At 34.0% G+C, this 18,683-nt stretch carries 15 protein-coding genes; 13 read left to right on the forward strand and 2 right to left on the reverse strand.

Translation table 11 applies throughout. The features are described from left to right. Positions 1 to 26: 26 nt before the first annotated feature. Positions 27 to 986 carry an alpha/beta fold hydrolase gene (locus QLS71_RS14990; RefSeq protein ID WP_308993762.1) on the forward strand — a complete coding sequence of 320 codons (960 nt, stop codon included), beginning with the start codon at positions 27 to 29 and terminating at the stop codon, positions 984 to 986. Here the strand turns inward: QLS71_RS14990 and QLS71_RS14995 are convergent. Then, positions 983 to 1,444 carry an Lrp/AsnC family transcriptional regulator gene (locus tag QLS71_RS14995; protein WP_308993761.1) on the reverse strand — a complete coding sequence of 154 codons (462 nt, stop codon included), beginning with the start codon at positions 1,442 to 1,444 and terminating at the stop codon, positions 983 to 985. The two genes, QLS71_RS14990 and QLS71_RS14995, sit on opposite strands and share 4 nt — an antisense overlap. Positions 1,445 to 1,606: 162 nt before the next feature. On the opposite strand from QLS71_RS14995, the gene QLS71_RS15000 reads away from it, so the two are divergent. From QLS71_RS15000 to QLS71_RS15050, 11 genes are all read left to right on the forward strand, one after another. Next, the gene (locus QLS71_RS15000; protein WP_308993760.1) at positions 1,607 to 2,557 is read left to right on the forward strand and encodes an NAD-dependent epimerase/dehydratase family protein; all 951 of its coding nucleotides are present in this window, start codon (positions 1,607 to 1,609) and stop codon (positions 2,555 to 2,557) included. A gap of 27 nt (positions 2,558 to 2,584) precedes the next feature. Further along, positions 2,585 to 3,775 carry a glycine C-acetyltransferase gene (kbl, locus tag QLS71_RS15005; protein WP_308993759.1) on the forward strand — a complete coding sequence of 397 codons (1,191 nt, stop codon included), beginning with the start codon at positions 2,585 to 2,587 and terminating at the stop codon, positions 3,773 to 3,775. Positions 3,776 to 4,030: 255 nt separating this feature from the next. Beyond that, positions 4,031 to 6,334: an FdhF/YdeP family oxidoreductase gene (locus QLS71_RS15010; RefSeq protein WP_308993758.1), complete on the forward strand. Its 2,304-nt coding sequence runs from the start codon at positions 4,031 to 4,033 to the stop codon at positions 6,332 to 6,334. 181 nt (positions 6,335 to 6,515) lie between these two features. Continuing rightward, the gene (nirB, locus tag QLS71_RS15015) at positions 6,516 to 9,032 is read left to right on the forward strand and encodes a nitrite reductase large subunit NirB (RefSeq protein ID WP_308993757.1); all 2,517 of its coding nucleotides are present in this window, start codon (positions 6,516 to 6,518) and stop codon (positions 9,030 to 9,032) included. A gap of 108 nt (positions 9,033 to 9,140) precedes the next feature. Further along, positions 9,141 to 9,518, forward strand: a complete 378-nt coding sequence (gene nirD / locus QLS71_RS15020) for a nitrite reductase small subunit NirD (RefSeq protein ID WP_308993756.1) — start codon at positions 9,141 to 9,143, stop codon at positions 9,516 to 9,518. A gap of 17 nt (positions 9,519 to 9,535) precedes the next feature. Next, positions 9,536 to 10,120: a DUF4202 domain-containing protein gene (locus QLS71_RS15025; RefSeq protein ID WP_308993755.1), complete on the forward strand. Its 585-nt coding sequence runs from the start codon at positions 9,536 to 9,538 to the stop codon at positions 10,118 to 10,120. 15 nt (positions 10,121 to 10,135) lie between these two features. Further along, positions 10,136 to 11,953 (forward strand): ATP-binding protein, encoded by a 1,818-nt coding sequence (locus QLS71_RS15030; protein ID WP_308993754.1) that lies wholly within the window; start codon positions 10,136 to 10,138, stop codon positions 11,951 to 11,953. A gap of 231 nt (positions 11,954 to 12,184) precedes the next feature. Continuing rightward, a complete protein-coding gene (locus QLS71_RS15035) occupies positions 12,185 to 12,850 on the forward strand; it encodes a response regulator transcription factor (RefSeq protein ID WP_308993753.1) in 666 nt (221 codons plus the stop codon). A gap of 569 nt (positions 12,851 to 13,419) precedes the next feature. After that, entirely contained in the window at positions 13,420 to 13,896 is a 477-nt protein-coding gene (locus QLS71_RS15040; RefSeq protein ID WP_308993752.1) for an Hsp20/alpha crystallin family protein, read from the forward strand. Between the two features lie 97 nt (positions 13,897 to 13,993). Further along, positions 13,994 to 14,224: a hypothetical protein gene (locus QLS71_RS15045; RefSeq protein ID WP_308993751.1), complete on the forward strand. Its 231-nt coding sequence runs from the start codon at positions 13,994 to 13,996 to the stop codon at positions 14,222 to 14,224. 44 nt (positions 14,225 to 14,268) lie between these two features. Next, positions 14,269 to 14,757 carry a hypothetical protein gene (locus tag QLS71_RS15050; RefSeq protein WP_308993750.1) on the forward strand — a complete coding sequence of 163 codons (489 nt, stop codon included), beginning with the start codon at positions 14,269 to 14,271 and terminating at the stop codon, positions 14,755 to 14,757. Positions 14,758 to 15,527: 770 nt separating this feature from the next. Here the strand turns inward: QLS71_RS15050 and QLS71_RS15055 are convergent. After that, positions 15,528 to 16,928, reverse strand: a complete 1,401-nt coding sequence (locus QLS71_RS15055) for an SLATT domain-containing protein (protein ID WP_308993749.1) — start codon at positions 16,926 to 16,928, stop codon at positions 15,528 to 15,530. Between the two features lie 302 nt (positions 16,929 to 17,230). On the opposite strand from QLS71_RS15055, the gene QLS71_RS15060 reads away from it, so the two are divergent. Beyond that, complete coding sequence (locus QLS71_RS15060; RefSeq protein ID WP_308993748.1) at positions 17,231 to 18,646, forward strand: MFS transporter; 1,416 nt, start codon at positions 17,231 to 17,233, stop codon at positions 18,644 to 18,646. Positions 18,647 to 18,683: the final 37 nt, after the last annotated feature.

An 18,683-nucleotide genomic window follows, 5' to 3' on the forward strand; every position in this document is an offset into this window, starting at 1 on the left:
ATTTCAACGCCTAACGCCAAAAAACAATGCCCATAATAGAATCCACCTACAAACCACCATTCTTTTTAAAAAAAGGATTTGTTTCCACTGTTTATTCCGGATTAGTGCGTCGGGTTTCTTTAAAGCAGGAACGCGAACGTTTAACTTTAAACGATGGTGATTTTCTAGATTTAGATTGGAGCTTTTCAAAAGAAAAAGGTAGTAAACTTATTATTTTGCTCCACGGATTGGAAGGTCACGCCCAACGTCCTTATGTAACAGGAACTGCAAAACTATTTAACGAAAATGCTATAGATGCTGTTTGTGTTAATTTTAGAGGCTGTAGTGGCGAAGACAACTTGCTATTCCGAAGTTACCATTCTGGTGCTACCGAAGATTTAGAAGCTGTTATAAATCACGCAATTACACAAAAAGGATATTCTGAAATCTACTTAAAAGGCATCAGTTTGGGTGCAAATATTATTTTGAAATATTTAGGCGAACGGGACGCTGTTCCTACACAAGTAAAAGTAGGTATTGCCATTTCGGTACCTTGTTATCTTTCTGGTTCTGCTAAAGAATTACACACATTTAAAAATATATTATTTCACGATCGGTTTAAAAAACATTTGGTGAGCAGATTAAAAATCAAACAAAAAAACTTTAGTAATGATATCAATAGGGAAGCTATTGAATCTATTAAAACATTGTATGATTTTGATACCGTTTATACTTCAAAAGCCCATGGCTTTAAAAACGCTGAAGATTATTATGAAAAAAGCAGTTGCTTGCAATTTTTACCTCAAATAAAAACACCCTCATTGATTATAAATGCGCTTAACGATTCATTTTTATCACCTGAATGTTATCCTGTAAAAGAGGCAAAACACAACCCGTATTTGTATTTAGAAATGCCTAAATTTGGAGGACATGTAGGTTTTATTGATAAAAAGAATGTGTATTATAATGAAAAACGAGCGTTGGAGTTTATTCAATTACATTCTTAAATATAAAACGCAGAAGTATGCTTAATATCTTTTAAAACAAAGGTGCTATTTAGTACGCCAATGTTTTCAATTGTTGAAAGTTTATATTTCACAAAATTATGATAACTTTCTAAATCTTTGGTGTTTATTTTTAAAATAAAATCAACCTGTCCTGCCATGTGATAACATTCTTGCACCTCCTTTAGATTTTGAATTTGCTCTTCAAATTTTTCAATAAAAGCTTCGTTGTGATAGCGCATGGAGACTTGGCAGATGGTTGTTACAGATCTGTCAATGAGTTTTTTGTCTAATATAGCAACGTATTTTTTTATAAACCCTTGTTTTTCAAGACGACGGATACGTTCGTAAACAGGTGAGGATGTTAAATTTAAAATGTGCGCTATTTCTTTAGCCGTTTTTTTAGAATCATTTTGTAAAATTCTAAGTATGGTTACATCGGTTTCATCTAAATTTTCCATAAAAAGTCAAATAAAAATTATTGCAAAGTTTGATTTATTTAATATTAAAAAGTGAATACAACTGTTTTTTGTTTAAATTAAAGCTTTTATTTCTTAATAATAGTCTTTTTTAGAGTTTAAAACTCATATTATGTAATTTTGTTAGTGAATAATACTTTTGTTATGAACGGTAAAATTTTAATAATAGGAGCAAACGGTCAATTAGGATCTGTATTAACTACTGCACTTCAGAACAGGTATGGACTTGAAAATGTGATTGCTTCCGATTTAAGAAAACAAGAACATAATCATGGGATATTTGAAATTATTGATGCGACAGATTATGATAGAATTCAACATGTAGTCACACAATACAACATTACTCAAATTTATCATTTAGCTGCTATTCTTTCGGCAAAAGGAGAAGTAAATCCATTACAAACCTGGGATATTAATACCAAGACTTTATTAAATGTTCTTGAAATATCCAGACTTAATCATATAGAAAAAGTGTTTTATCCAAGCTCCATAGCTGTTTTTGGAGCTGCAGCTCTTAAGCATAATACACCCAATGATTCGTATTTAAACCCTTCAACTGTATATGGAATAAGTAAGGTAGATGGTGAAAATTGGGTACAATATTACTTTCTTAAATACGGATTAGATGTACGTTCTATTCGTTATCCAGGAGTTATAGGGTATCAAACATTGCCAGGAGGTGGTACAACCGATTATGCGGTAGATATTTATCATAAAGCGGTTTTAAAAGAACCTTTTGTCTGTTTTTTAAAAGAAGACACAACCTTGCCTATGATATATATGGATGATGTAATTAGAGCAACTATGGAGCTTATGGAAGCACCTTCTGAAAAAATAAAAATAAGAACGTCTTATAATATTGCAGGGCTTAGTTTTTCTCCTAAAGACGTTGCCTTAGAAATATCTAAAATATTGCCTAATTTCATTATAGCATATAAACCAGATTTTAGAGAGGATATAGCAAAGAATTGGCCAAAATCAATTGATGACTCACATGCACAAATAGATTGGGGATGGCAGCCGAATTATAATTTAGAAGCGATTACAAAATCTATGATAAGTGCATTAAATGATTATTATAAAAAGGCAGTTTAAATTATATAGAAATTAAAATATAAAATTATGTATTCAAATATAAAAGACGATTTACAAAACGAATTACGCGAGATTAAAGCGGCTGGTTTATATAAAGAAGAACGCATTATAACTACGCCTCAAGGAGCTAAAATTAGTACAACAGCATCAATTGGCGTATTGAATTTTTGTGCTAATAATTATTTAGGCTTATCATCCCATCCTGATGTTATTAAAGCTAGTAAAGCAGCTATTGATACACATGGTTTCGGATTGTCGTCTGTACGTTTTATTTGTGGAACTCAAGATATTCATAAAGAATTAGAGCAAAAAACAGCCGATTTTTTAGGGATGGAAGATTGTATTTTATATGCAGCAGCTTTTGATGCAAACGCTGGTGTTTTTGAGCCTATTTTAGGGGCTGGAGATGCTATTATTTCTGATGCTTTAAACCATGCGTCTATTATTGATGGTATTCGATTGTGTAAAGCAGGTCGTTTTAGGTATAACCATAATGATATGGCTGATTTGGAGGAACAGTTAATCAAGGCTAAAGATGCCCGTAGAAAACTAATTGTGACTGATGGTTCTTTTTCTATGGATGGCACCATTGCTCAGCTTGACAAAATTTGTGATTTAGCCGATACATATGATGCCATGGTGATGGTTGATGAGTGTCATTCTACAGGATTTATTGGAAAAACAGGTCGTGGTACACACGAGTATAGAAATGTCATGGGTAGAGTTGATATTATTACAGGTACATACGGAAAAGCATTAGGTGGTGCTTCAGGTGGTTTTACGGCTGCAAGAAAAGAGATTGTAGATATGCTTAGACAGCGTTCTAGACCTTATTTGTTTTCAAACACTTTAGCGCCGTCTGTAGTTGGTGCTTCTATTAAAGTTTTAGATTTACTCAGTGTATCTACTGAATTGCGTGATAAACTGGTTGAAAATACCCATTATTTTAGATCGGAAATTGTTGCAGCAGGTTTTAATATCATTTCAGGTGATCATCCTATTGTACCAATTATGTTGGGAGAGGCTAAATTAGCTCAAGAATTTGCTTCAAAATTATTGTTAGAAGGTATTTATGTAATAGGATTCTTTTATCCTGTTGTTCCAAAAGGAAAAGCTAGAATTCGTGTTCAAATATCGGCAGCTCATGACCGTAAAGATTTAGAAAAAGCTGTTAAAGCTTTTGTAAAGATTGGAAAAGAGTTGGGGGTTATAGATTAATAAATAACACAGGCTTTTTAATTTTATATTGAAGAGGTGGTCTGAAAAGTGTTTTTTATTTACTTTGTCAGGTTGAGCTTGTCGAGACCTATATTGATTTTCTGTAGGTTAAAATATTTAGACAGGCTCAATAAGACATAGCAAGACACTTTTCATAAAGCTTCTTTTTTAATTATAAAGAAACTTTTAATTCTTCCTTTAAAAAATGTAGATTTAGACTCAAAACAATATTATAATCAAACATTAAACATCAGGATGAGTTCATCGCCACAAGATAAAGCCAAAACACCCGAAATTTTTTCGAATTTAAAAACGAAAATACCACCAAAAAATAGCGTGGGTATTCCGGCTATTAAAGTGGCTTTGGGTCAGGTTTCAAAATATATGAATGCGGGTGATGCTTTAAAAATTTCACTAAAGCTGAATCAAAAAGGTGGATTTGATTGTCCTGGTTGTGCATGGCCAGATCCAGATGATGAGCGTTCTTCCATAGGTGAGTACTGTGAAAATGGTATCAAAGCCATGGCAGAGGAAGCGCAAAATAAAACCATTGGCGCTGAATTTTTTGCAAAACATGCGGTGGATGAACTAGCTCGTTGGTCCGATTTCGAAATTGGTAAATCCGGACGTTTATCAGAACCTCTATTTTTGCCAAAAGGCGCCACGCATTATCAACCTATTTCATGGGACAATGCGTTTAAAAAAGTTGGTACCCATTTAAATGCTCTAGATAATCCAGACGAAGCGGTGTTTTATACGTCTGGAAGAACAACGAACGAAGCGGCTTTTCTGTACCAATTATTTGTCCGTGAATTTGGAACTTCAAATTTACCTGATTGCTCTAATATGTGTCATGAAGCAAGCGGAAGTGCTCTTACTGAAACTTTAGGGATTGGTAAAGGTTCGGTGACCTTAGATGATTTATATAAAGCGGAGGTGGTGATGGTCATTGGACAAAATCCAGCTACCAATCATCCTAGAATGCTAACGGCTCTAGAAAAATGTAAAAAAAACGGTGGTAAAATAATTGCGATTAATCCGCTTCCCGAAGTAGGTTTGGTGAAGTTTACCAATCCACAAAACCCGCTTAAAATAATAACGGGTGGTACTAAAATGGCAGACGTTTTTGTACCCATTACTATCAATGGCGATGTGGCTTTTGTAAAAGCCTTACTTATTAAATTATTAGAAAAAGAAGCGCGTGATGGCGGTGTGTTTGATACAGATTTTATAGCGGAGTTTACACATGGTTATGAGGGATTTGTATCAGATTTAAAGACCTATAATTTTGATGACTGTTTGAAATTATCAGGTGTTTCAAAAGCTGTTTTTGATGATGTTTTCAATTTAATACTAAACAACAATAAAATCATTATTTGTTGGGCGATGGGTTTAACACAACACCAAAACGCGGTTGATAATATTCGTGAATTGGTAAACTTATTATTGCTAAAAGGGAGTATTGGAAAAGAGGGGGCGGGCACTTGTCCGGTTCGCGGCCACTCCAACGTACAAGGCGATAGAACGGTAGGGATTTGGGAATCGGCACCACAAGCTTTTTTAGATAAAATTGAAGCTAAATATGGTTTTAAACCAAGTGTTAAGCATGGATATTCAGTAATTGACGCTATTAAAGCCATGTACGAGAAAAAAGCACAAGTTTTTTTTGGTATGGGTGGCAATTTTATATCGGCAGTTCCAGATACACAATATGCAGCTCAAGCTTTAGCAAATTGCAAGTTAACGGTTCATGTAAGTACAAAAATGAATCGCTCCCATTTAGTAACTGGTAAAGAAGCTTTGATTTTACCTTGTTTGGGACGTGCTGAAAAAGATTATCAAAAATCAGGCGTTCAAGTACAAAGTGTAGAGAACTCCATGGGCATTGTGTCTTCAACCAAAGGCATTTTAGAACCTTGTTCTGATGCTTTAATTAGCGAAGTGGCTGTGGTTTGTGGTATTGCTCATGCAACATTACAAAATCGAACTAAAGTCAACTGGCTTCAATATAAAGACGATTATGCTTTAGTAAGAAATGATATTGCAGAAGTGGTTGAAGGTTTTACAGATTTTAATACCAAACTAAAACAGCCCTCAGGATTTTATTTGCCTAATGGGGCACGCGTTCGCCAATTCAAAACAGACACAGGAAAAGCTAATTTTTCAGTAAATAAATTACCCGAGTGGAAACTTAAAGACGATGAGTTGATTATGATGACGATTCGCAGTCATGATCAATTCAATACCACTATTTACGGGTTAAATGATAGATACCGAGGTATTTATAATGAACGTCGTATCATTTTTATGAATCGTGAGGATATGGTAACACGTGGTTTAAAGGAACAGCAAGTGGTGCATTTAAAATCCGAATTCAATGGGGTGGTTCGAGAAGCACACCATTTTAAAGTAGTAGGCTATGAGATTCCTAAAAATTGCTGTGCTACGTATTTTCCAGAAACCAATGTGTTAGTCCCTTTAGATAGTTTTGCGCATACGGCTAAAACACCCGCTTCAAAAAGTGTAATCATTACGGTTACGGCTCATGAATCTGTTTAATCCACTTTATTAGAAAGATTCAAACTTTCCTAATTCTAATATCTAAATTTTATATAATACTTAGTTTTAAGGATTTCAATTTGTGAAATTCTTAAAATTCTGAAATTCTTAGTTTTTTTAATTTAAAAATAAGTATAATTACGTAGTTTTAATATATATTTGTCATGTAAAATACGTAGTTATGAAAAAAATTATTGTTGTAGGTAATGGTATGGTAGGGTATAAGTTTTGTGAAAAATTTGTCGCTCTTGCAGAAAATAAAAAATTTCAGTTAACTGTTTTTGGTGAAGAACCCAGACCAGCATACGATCGTGTTCATTTGAGTGATTTTTTTCAGAATAAAGATGCCAAAGCTTTAGAAATGGCTCCAAGAACATGGTATGAAGAACATGGTATTGAATTAGTAACAGACGAACGGATTACCGCGATTCACAGGGTTTCTAAAAAGGTGACTACCTCAAAAGATTTAAATTATAAGTACGATTACTTAGTATTGGCAACAGGCTCTGCACCTTTTGTCCCAAACATTCCCGGTGTTGAGAAAAAGGGAATTTTTGTTTACAGAACTATTGAAGATTTAGAGGCGATGCTAGCATATGCCGAAAAACTTAAAAAAGGAAAAAAACGCAGGATAAAAGCCGCTGTTTTAGGTGGAGGCTTGTTAGGTTTAGAAGCCGCTAAAGCAGTTATGGATATGGGGTTTGAACCTCATGTGGTCGAGTTTGCGTCTAAATTAATGCCACGTCAATTAGATACCAGAGCGAGTAATGTGTTACTGGAAAAAATAGAATCTTTAGGAATTCATGTGCATTTATCGAAAGCCACAAATAAAATACTCGGTGATAAAACCATTACGGGTATGGAGTTTGGCGAATATGATAAAATTGATGTTGAAATGCTGGTTATTTCGGCAGGAATTAGACCTCGTGATGAGTTAGCAAAAACCTGTTTTTTGGAAATGGGAACGCGTGGAGGTATTGTGGTTAGTGATAAAATGCAAACCTCCGATCCCGAAATTTATGCCATTGGTGAGGTGGCTTTGTATAATCAAATGATATACGGTTTGGTGGCTCCAGGTTACGATATGGCTGGTGTTGCCGTAAACCAAATTATAGGAAATACAGAGGTTGTTATGGAAAGTGATATCGATATGTCTACCAAACTAAAACTAATTGGTGTAGATGTAGCGAGTTATGGCGAACCGTTTATGCCTGTTGAAAAAGGCTATTCTATTATTTACGAAAACAAAACGAAAAATTTATATAAGCGTATCAACATCAGTCACGATGGAAAGAGTCTGTTAGGAGGTATTTTAGTAGGTGATGCATCTGATTATAACATGTTTCACCAAATATATTTAAACGGATTGCCCATTCCTAAAGATGCGGAAGAGTTAATTTTAGGCAGTAGAGGAGAAGGTGGTTCATCCTTTGGTAGTGTAATGGATATTCCTGATGCAGCTCAAGTATGCTCTTGCGAAAGTGTTACAAAAGGTGCTATTTGCTGTTCAATTACTGAAGGCGATTGTCAAAATCTAGGTGATGTCATCGCTAAAACCAAAGCGACAACGGGTTGTGGTGGCTGTAAACCTATGGTAGTAGATTTAGTGAATGAAACTCTTAAATCTTTAGGGAAAGAAGTTAAGGAAACCATTTGTGAGCATTTTAGTTTTAACAGACAAGAGCTATACGATCTTATCAAAGTGAATCAAGTAAAAGATTATGATGAAACACTTAACTTGTTTGGTGAAGGCGATGGTTGTGAAGTTTGTAAACCGTTAGTAGCTTCTATTTTTGCGACCATTACTATGGAAACGCCCAACAAACAAGTGGGTATTCAAGATACAAACGATCGTTTTTTAGCAAACATTCAACGTAACGGAACCTATTCGGTAGTGCCAAGAATTGCTGGTGGTGAAATTACGCCTGATAAGCTAATTGTTATTGGTGAAGTTGCTAAAAAATACGATTTATATACAAAAATAACAGGCGGACAACGTATCGATTTATTCGGTGCCCAATTACACGAATTGCCACTTATTTGGAAAGAATTAATTGATGCTGGTTTTGAAAGTGGACATGCCTACGGGAAATCTTTAAGAACGGTAAAAAGTTGTGTCGGTTCTACTTGGTGTCGTTTTGGGATGCACGAAAGTGTGACTTTTGCGATTGAAATTGAAGACCGTTACAAAGGTTTACGTTCGCCACATAAATTAAAAGGAGGTGTTTCAGGATGTATTAGAGAATGTGCTGAAGCCAGAGGAAAAGATTTCGGATTGATCGCAGTTGATGGTGGTTGGAACTTATACGTTTGTGGAAACGGGGGCGCTACACCAAAACATGCGGTACTTTTTGCAGAACACTTAGATGATGCTACAGTTATTAAATACTTAGACAGGTTTTTAATGTTTTACATACGTACAGCTGGACCTTTAGTAAGAACAGCACCTTGGTTAGATAAACTAGACGGAGGTATTGAATACTTAAAGAAAGTGGTGATTGAAGATTCATTAGGCATTGCTGAAGAGTTAGAATTAGAAATGCAAGGACTTGTAAATAAATACGAATGTGAGTGGAAACAAGCTATTGAAGATCCAAACATGGCGAAACGTTTCAAACATTTTGTGAATTCGGATGATACAGATGATAATTTGGTATTTGTACCGATGCGGGACCAGAAAATGCCGAAAGCGTGGTAAAGAGTTTAATTGTGGATTTGTTGATTTGTTTATACGTTGAACCGTAAACCTTTTCAAATCAACAAATCTACGAATCATCAGATAAACAAATCAACAAATAATATAGATATGCAAAACATTCTTGAACAATATAAATCGGTTGCAGAAGCAGAAGTGAAAACTTGGTTTGAAGTGGGTACGGTATCGGATTTTCCTGAAAACAGCGGTGCTTGTATAAAGTACAAAACCAAGCAAATTGCGGTGTATAATTTTGCAAGAAAAGACAAATGGTATGCCTGCCAGAATTTATGTCCGCATAAAATGGAAATGGTATTGTCTTTAGGAATGATTGGCGATAAAGATGGCATTGCAAAAGTGGCTTGTCCCATGCATAAAAAGAATTTTTCGTTGGAAGATGGTACTAATTTAGCGGGCGATGATTTAAAAATTGCCGTATATCCTGTTAAAATTGAAAGCGGAAATGTGTATATTGGCTTTTCAGATTAACCCATATACTCAAAATAATGAAACCAACACGATTTGAAATTGCCATCGCATTAATTGATAAAAAAAATTCAGAAGATCCTAACGTATACGAAAGTCATGGTTTAGAGTTTCCTAAGGAATTATTATATGCACAGCGCATGTCTCAAAAGTTGTTGCAATTCAAACCCGATGCGTCTAGAGCACTTCAAATTGCCGCCAGAGCACAACATATTTGCCGTTGGAAAATTGCCAGAGATGAGTATCCAATGGATCGTGTAGGCTATTTAAAATGGCGTGAAACGCTTAAAAAAATGCATGCAGATATCGCTTCTGATATTTTAAAGGAAGTGGGTTACGAAGAAGAGTTTATTGAGCGCGTGTCTTTTTTAATTAATAAAAAGCTCATTAAAAAGAATGAAGAAAGCCAAACGATTGAAGATGTGATTTGTTTGGTGTTTTTAGATTATTATTTTGAAGAATTTGCCGCTAAACATGAAGATAAAAAGCTGATTGATATTCTACAAAAAACATGGGTTAAAATGTCGGAAGAAGGACATGCAGAAGCTTTAAAAATTAAATTCTCAGAAAAAAGTCTAGCCTTGGTAAAACAGGCTATTTCTTAAATACGATAACAAACAATGACGAAAAACGGTAATTCATTAGATCAACGCACTTTTGATAGATTAAGCCGTTTATACATCATCGCATTAAGCACCATTGCACTTTCTGTACTTGTGAGTCAAATTTTGGTACGCAAGCATTTAAATGACCAGCAAAGTGACTCTTCTGTTATTAATGTGGCAGGAAGGCAACGCATGTTGAGTCAGAAATTAACAAAAGAAATCGTTTCACTTTCCACCGAAAACAGTTTACCGAAACGCCTACTTCTTAAAGAAAAAATAAAACGAACCTTAAAAGTTTGGGAGCTATCGCACCAAGCACTTCAAAAAGGGAATGATAGTTTGGGGTTGCCTGGTAATAACAGCGCGATTATTCAAAAGAAGTTTGAAGTTTTAAACCCAACCTTTCAAATTATTAGTGATGCTTCCAAAGCCATTATTGAGAAAATTGAAAATGTACCACCCTTACCACTTTCGGTGTTTATTGAGGATATCGAACGTGTAAAGGAAAACGAAGGTCACTTTTTATTGGTTATGGATCAAATTGTGAATCAATACGATTTGGAAGCCGATGCTAAAGTGAACTGGTTGCGTACGTTGGAATTGTTGTTAACAGCATTCACTATTTTAATATTACTAGGTGAGTTTTTGTTTATATTTTGGCCCACAGCAAAATCGGTAAAAGCCACTTTGGCCGATTTATTAATTGCGGAAAAGAAAGCTAAAAAGATGGCTTTTGATGCCGATGAGTTAAGCGTTTCAAAAGAAAAATCTATTAAAGAATTGCGAGCGTTGAGTCATGCGATGGACGAAACCTTACTTTTTGCTAGAATTACACCCAACGGGCATTTAGTGCACATGGGGAAAAAGTTTTCACGCCTTTTTAAGTATACAAATTTCAGTAAATCTGCTAATTTTTCAGAAATCCTTTCAATTAATGAAAAAGAGCAATTGGTTATTGAAAACTTAATCGCGAAGTATAAAAAAACAGGCTGGCAAGGGGAATTAAAAGCGACTAATATTGATAACCATGATGTATGGTTAGAAATGGCAATTATTCCTTTCCATCCAACAGATGATAAATCGGAACTCCTTATTATCGCTTCCGAAATAACAGAACGTAAAGCCGCCCAACTAGAAATAGCCCGCCTAACGAAGGACAGTTTTGAAGAGAAAATGAACCAACAAAAGGTGATTTCAAGTAAAATTATTGAGAATCAAGAAAAGGAACAAAACCGGATTGCTAAAGATGTACACGATGGTATTGGGCAAATGCTTACGGGGTTGAAATACAATTTAGAAAGTATTGATATTAAAGATATTGATAAAACGGCTTCAAAAATTGAACATCTTAAAGCGCTTACTACCAATATTATAAAAGGTGTTAGAACCGCTACATTTAACTTAACACCACCCGAATTATCCGATCACGGTATTGTGCCAGCCATTAATAAACTGACTTTAGAATTAGGAAAACTTACCGGGAAACAAATCGTTTTATTTAATAAAACCGACTTCAACCAGCGTTTAGATTCGTTAGCGGAAATAAACATTTACCGCATTGTACAAGAAGCGATTAATAATGCCATTAAATATGCCGATTCTACTCATATTTTAGTATCCATGTCGCACAGCGAAAATATACTTAGTGTGGTTGTAGATGATAACGGAAAAGGTTTTGACCCCGATAAAGTTGAAAACATTAAGAATGGCGATGGCGGTATGGGTATGACCTTTATGCGGGAGCGTATTAAGTATATTGATGGACGTTTGTTTTTAAATTCTGAAATAGGTAAGGGGACACGCGTGACTTTAAATATCCCATTAAGTAATTAAGTATTTCTTTCTACGTATTTTTTATTAAATTTGTGCAAATAGAATAAGTGGAGTATTCATCGAAAATAGTTAGGTGTTTAAAAATGTAAGTCAAATGAGCATCTAAATGTTAGTCTGAGCGTGTGGAAGACTCAAAAGAGACATTTCTATAAGCTCCATGTGACCATTTAGGATCGAATTGACTTTTAGAAATATATTTACCCAACGAATTAAATAACGTTAAGATAAGAAATGAGTATTATAAATGTAGTTTTAGCAGATGATCATGTACTGGTAAGAGACGGTATTAAAGCACTTTTAGAAGATCAAGTAGGTATTAAAGTTATAGATGAAGCTTCCAACGGTAGGGAAGCGCTAGAAGTTATAAAAAACCACCAACCACATATTTTAATAGTCGATATTCGTATGCCCGAACTTAACGGTATTGAAGTGGTGGCAGAAGTTAGCAAATCCTATCCTAATGTAAGAACTCTGGTGCTTTCTATGCACGATTCAGAAGAATACGTAGTAAAAGCGATTCAAGCAGGGGCCGATGGTTACTTACTTAAAGGAGCAAGTAAAGAGGAGTTTTTAAAAGCACTACATAAAGTTGCATCTGGAGGTAAGTATTTTACAGGTGATATTTCGGCAATTATCATGAATAATTTTGTGAATGGGAATGTCACAAAAACAGATGTGAAAGAAGAAAAACAAATAGAAGATCCTTTTAATCTTACCAAACGTGAAAAACAGATTTTAAACCTCGTTCTACAACTAAAAAATAATAAAGACATTGCCGACGAACTTCAAATAAGTAAGCGTACAGCCGAAGTGCATCGTTTTAATTTAATGAAAAAATTAGACGTTAAAAACCTTATGGAACTAAGTAATAAGGCAAAGGAGTTTGAGTTGATTTAGTTAGTATTGTGGTACTTTTTGTCTCACGTTTTTACGACCTGTACCAAAAACTAATAAAATCGTACAAATGGGTGCTTCATTAATAATCAAAAGTTTATAGAATATCGTCATTGAGAGTTTTACTTTTTTTTAAAGTAAAATGTGGCAATCTGCTTATCGATAAACAGATTGCTTCAGTCGTGCCTCCTTCGCAATGACGGAGCGTTTAATGTTTAACGTCATGGCGAGAAACGAAGCCATCTCATGATGCAGAATCAAAAACTGATACTAATCCGCTGTTCGAAGTCTCCGCTGTACGAAGTCTCCTGACTTCGTACCTCTTTCAATATAGAGTTACAACTTTCTATAACCCCATATTCATTAAAACATAAAATGTCAATTTGACACTCATTTTGATAAAAAAATGACAATTATTCTTGAAAAAAGACACAAAAATGCTCTTTTTAAGTCAAATTTTCATAAAAACGCATTTTATTCATTTTGGTATTTATTTTGAAATAGTATCATTGAAATCAAATAAAAAAGTGATTTCAAATTTGAAATAATGTTTAATTTAAAATTTTATTATTATGAGCAATTTAGTAAATGTTCCTAAAAATGGAGGTTTAGCGAACACTAATTCAAATGTAAACTTCCCTACGTTGTCAAACTGGTTGGATGATATTTTTAACAGAGATCTACCTTCCGTATTTACTTCAAACTTCAATACAGGTATTACACTACCCAAAGTAAATATAAAGGAAACAGCCGATGCTTTTATAGTAGATATGGCAGTTCCGGGTCTTAAAAAATCAGATTTCCATATTGACCTAGACAATCAATTATTATCCATTTCCACTGAAACTAAGGAAGAGCAAGAACACAAAGAAGCCAACTACACGCGTAGAGAGTTTGGTTATGCTTCGTTTAAAAGAACTTTTACCTTACCGGAGAGTGTGAATGATGAAAACATTAATGCGAGCTACAACGATGGTATTTTAAGCATTCTTTTACCTAAAAAAGAAGAGGCTAAACAAAAACCTGCACGAAGCATTAAAATTTCATAAGTGCATCATTACATTTTAAACTAAGGATTTAAAGAAGAGGCTGATTTTTCAGCCTTTTCTTAACAATTATATTATAAACTATTATTATGATATGGTTATGCCAAGAAAGTTTAAACCAGGAGAGTGGGTAAAAATAAAAGGTCATACTTCTGCTCCCAAAATGGAGGTGCTTAAGTATGTTTCAAAAAAGGATTCCATTTTTGGAACGATTGATAATGATACTTATTTGGAATGTGTTTGGTACCAAAATGGCGATAGGAAGTTAGAAGCATTTCACCAAAACAAGTTAATAAAATTGATTGAAACCGGTGGTTTGTTTAAAACCTAATAGGTAACACAGGGGATATGATGTTAAACTTAAAATTTAAAATCATGAAAACATATATTTTATTATTATCTGCAGCTTTATTAAGCGTTAGTTGTAACGGACAAAAAAAGGACAGTAATAAAGCAGAGGCAAAAACAAATGAACAAAGCATAGAAGCACCACCACAAGGCACATGGAAGGTGGATAAAGAATTTGATGAACATGGGAATTTAATTAGATACGATAGTATTTATTCATGGTCTTCTCATGATGATTTAAATCATTTGTCATTTTCAGATAGAGATAGCGTGATGCAATCTTTTAAATCCAGATTTTTTACCAATTTTTCACGGTTTGAAAACCAAGGCTTTGAAGATGTGTTTTCTAAAGACTCTCTTTTTAGTAAGCGTTTTTTTAATGATGATTTTTTTGGAAGTGATTTTGGTCAAGACTTTATGGATCTTGACAAAATAACACAACAAATGATTTCCAGACAGAAACAATTTTTAGAAAAATATCAGTCTGAATTTATAAAACCTGAAGAGGAAAATTGATGCTGTTTATTATGAAATTTAATTTGGCTTTTAATGTATTGATTTAAAAGCCAAATTTATATTTGAAGGCATTTGAGATTTAGTAGGGGGTACTTTACTAGATACTATAGTGTATGCTGTATGCGGTACGAAGTCTCCCGACTTCGTACCGATTCCACGTTATAACTTTGTCTAGCTCTATATTCAATATATTTGTGAAATTATTCATTGCCACCTCTTATAAAACACAAAAACCAAGCAAATGGTCTCGGTTTTTGTGTTTATTAATTTGTTATGGTTGCTGTTGTTTGTGTCTCAGCTTTGTGAGTACGAAGTCGGGAGACTTCGCACAGCAATTGTGATATTCTTCAAGGATCATTTCGTAAAGCTGGGTGGGTCAATTCTAAATCAGGATGCTTGTATTCTAAATCAGGATACCTTTATTCTAAATCATGACACCTTTATTCTAAATCAGATTGCTTCATCTCTAAATGCGGACGTCTGCTTAATGCTGTTCGAAGTCTCCCGACTTCGAACCCATTCCTATAAGTCGTTGTAACTTTATTGGGCTCCCTATTCAGTATATTTAGTGAAATTATTCATTGCCACCTCTTATAAAATACAAAAACCAAGCAAATTGACTTGGTTTTTGTGTTTATTAATTTGTTTTGGTTGCTGTTACTTGTGTCTCAGCTTTGTGGGTACGAAGTCAGGAGACTTCGCACAGCAATTTTGATATGCTTCATGGAACACTTCGTAAAGCTGAGCTATAAGTTTTTTGATTTTTTCTATCATTCAATGAATCCTAAGTTTTCTGGATATTTTTTCATTTTACGAATTTTTTCAGAGGCTTTTTTGAAGTTATACTCCCTTACGTTATGTAATGTTAGCTCTTTCCACTCATTTCTTATTTTATCAAGCATAATTTCTAATCTTTCATCATTGTTAAATACAATGTGCTGCTCTAATTTATGTCTTAAGTGTTCGAGTTTTTCTGAATTTAACCTATGTTTCTCACTTAAGTCACTTGGTTTTACTACTTTGTTAATAGTTCCTAATAAAGTACTTAAGGCGGCTAAAATAGCTACCCAAAATATAATATCCTCTTGTTTTTCAGGTAACTGTTTTAGATAGAATGCTGTTCCAGAAATTATTGCTGGTAAAGCAACTATAGACCAAGAAAGAACTTTAGAGAAATTATTTAAATGTCTTGACTCTATTCTGTGAGCATGTTCCAAAGTATGTATTTTTCTTGACCAATCTAGAGCAAGAAGTATTTGTTTGTTGTAATATTTTTTGACTTCACGATCTATGTTATAGAGGCAAGGGAAAAAGTTAGTTTTTTCATATTTGAACCCAGGTTCTGAATCATTTTTTGGGCCAACAACTTTAGATAAATCATTTAAGCCTTCATTTGAATTAAATAAAAATAAAGTTGCTGAAAGTGGAGTAATAGATTCAGAACTGTGATATTCGTCTATTGAGACAGAATAACCTTGACATGTAGTGATTTTTTCACTAGATATTTTCTTTATCCGAATATTACTTTTATCAACTTCTAATTTAGATTCTCTTTTAATTGTACCATTTTCATCTTTATTCGATTTCCAATTAATGGAATAAAGACTGTTTTCAGATTCCGTTTCGGAATCTGTAACCTCATACCTATTGTTTAAAATATTGCCAACAAGTACATGACTTTGTACACTATATAGATGCGAATGGATTTTGTATTTTCTGAAATCATTTTCTTCAAAATCGTTACTAAATGAATCATCCCAAATATGAAGTCTTAATATTTTTCTATTATCATCTATTTCAAATCGATATAATTCTATTGATAAAAAACCTTGAGAACCAATTCCAGCGTAAGGATTGTTTTTTTTAAAAAAAGTTAAAGAATCAAAGATTAAACGCCAAACAAACTGTGTGTTTATTCTATTTCTATTTTTAAAATTTTTTAACGAATAATCGCATAAAATTACATGCTTAATGAAGCATATAGCAGTAGAAGATTCATCAATGCTATACTTTTCTAGAATGTCATCATAGTTTAATAGGCTTTTATGTCTGTAAATGCGTAGAGTTAAATTATCTAAATCTATTCTTGAATGGAAATCTTTATCAATAATGAATTTAATTAAGTTTTCACCTATCCATTTAAATTGATCTTTTGTAATATATGTTTCCATTATTAGATTTTACTTTTAATTGAATACAATAAATATATAACCATAATAATCTATAATTTCCTAGCCAATAAATATATAAAATTCCGACAGAAAAAACCTATTTAAAATTATTTTACTTATAAATATTTTTACCTTAATCTACCCATTCCATCAATTTCCAAACCATATCAATCCCTTTTTTATCAATTCCTCAAAAACCATCTTCTAAAATTAACAACTTCATATTAATTATCATATAATACGTATTTTGTATTTTTAATTAAGTATAAATACTTAGTTTTGTACGTATAAATATACTTATTATGAAAACGACAGCATCACTTAAGGCTACAAAATTAAATTTATTTAATCTTAAATCGGTTCCAACTCGTACATTCTGGATTACATCGATATCATTCTTTATGTGTTTCTTCGCATGGTTTGGTATTGTGCCCTTTATGCCCGATGTGGTGAAAGATTTAGGTTTAACACCCACACAAAAATGGAACTCCATTATTTTAGCAGTTACTGGAACAGTGTTTGCCCGTTTACTTATTGGTAAATTATGCGATAAATACGGTCCGCGTTTGTGTTATACCTGGTTATTAATTTTAGGTTCCATTCCTGTTATTGCATCGGGTTTGGTGCAAACGCCGCTTCAATTTTTAGTTTGTAGATTGTTTATAGGTTTTATTGGGGCATCTTTTGTTATTACCCAAGTGCATACCTCGTTAATGTTTGCTTCTAATATAGTGGGTACGGCGAATGCGACGTCTGCCGGATGGGGTAATTTAGGTGGTGGTGCGAACCGTTTGGGGATGCCATTAATTGCTGCATTGGTGGTGAGTTTGGGCGTTTCTGATGGTGATGCTTGGAGGTATTCTATGGTTATAGCGGGTGGCATTTGTTTTTTAATGGGCTTGGTGTATTACTTTTTTACACAAGATACGCCAGAAGGTAATTTTAAAGATTTAAGAGCTTCGGGTGAGGAAGTAACCACTAAAAAAGATCAGGTTGGGTTTTTAACCGTGATTAAAGATTACAGAACGTGGATTCTTTTTATAATATATGCTGCATGTTTTGGTATTGAATTGACGGTATATGGTACGATGGATGATTACCTTCAAAACACCTTTCAACTAGAACGAGTAACGGCTGGTAACATTGTATTGTCTTTCGCCTTAATGAATATTTTTGCCCGTACGTTGGGAGGTTATTTTGGTGATAAATTTGGGAAACTGAGAGGCTTACGCGGTCGTGTGTTGTTTCTTGCGGCTATTTTATCTTTAGAAGGGATTATGTTGGTTACATTTTCTACCACCACCAGTATCGTGTTAGGTATTGGTCTTTTAATATTATTTAGTTTAACGGTTCAAATGGCAGAAGGCGCTACGTTTTCAGTGGTACCATTTATAAATAAAAAAGCGATTGGTTCTGTTTCGGGTATTGTAGGAGCAGGTGGTAATGTAGGGGCTTTTTTAGCGGCTATGTTATTGAAATCGAAATCGGCCGTAGCCGAGAAAGCTGCCATTGCAGCCAACGAAGGTTTGGGGGAAGCGTTTGTGAAATCGGCACAATCTGCCGCAGCATCTAGTGCCGTTGCTAGTGGTTATTTTATTATTGGTTTTGTAGTGGTGATTACAGGAGTATTAGCACTTGCCATTCGTTTTTCGACTAGCGATGAGGAAGTTGCAGAAATGGATTTACAAAAACCTACGAACGATTTGATTACTGCATAAACAGTTTATGTGTCTATTATTTATATATTTTAAGAAA

Origin of the sequence: Mariniflexile litorale, from assembly GCF_031128465.2 — a bacterium.
GTDB lineage: Bacteria > Bacteroidota > Bacteroidia > Flavobacteriales > Flavobacteriaceae > Mariniflexile > Mariniflexile litorale.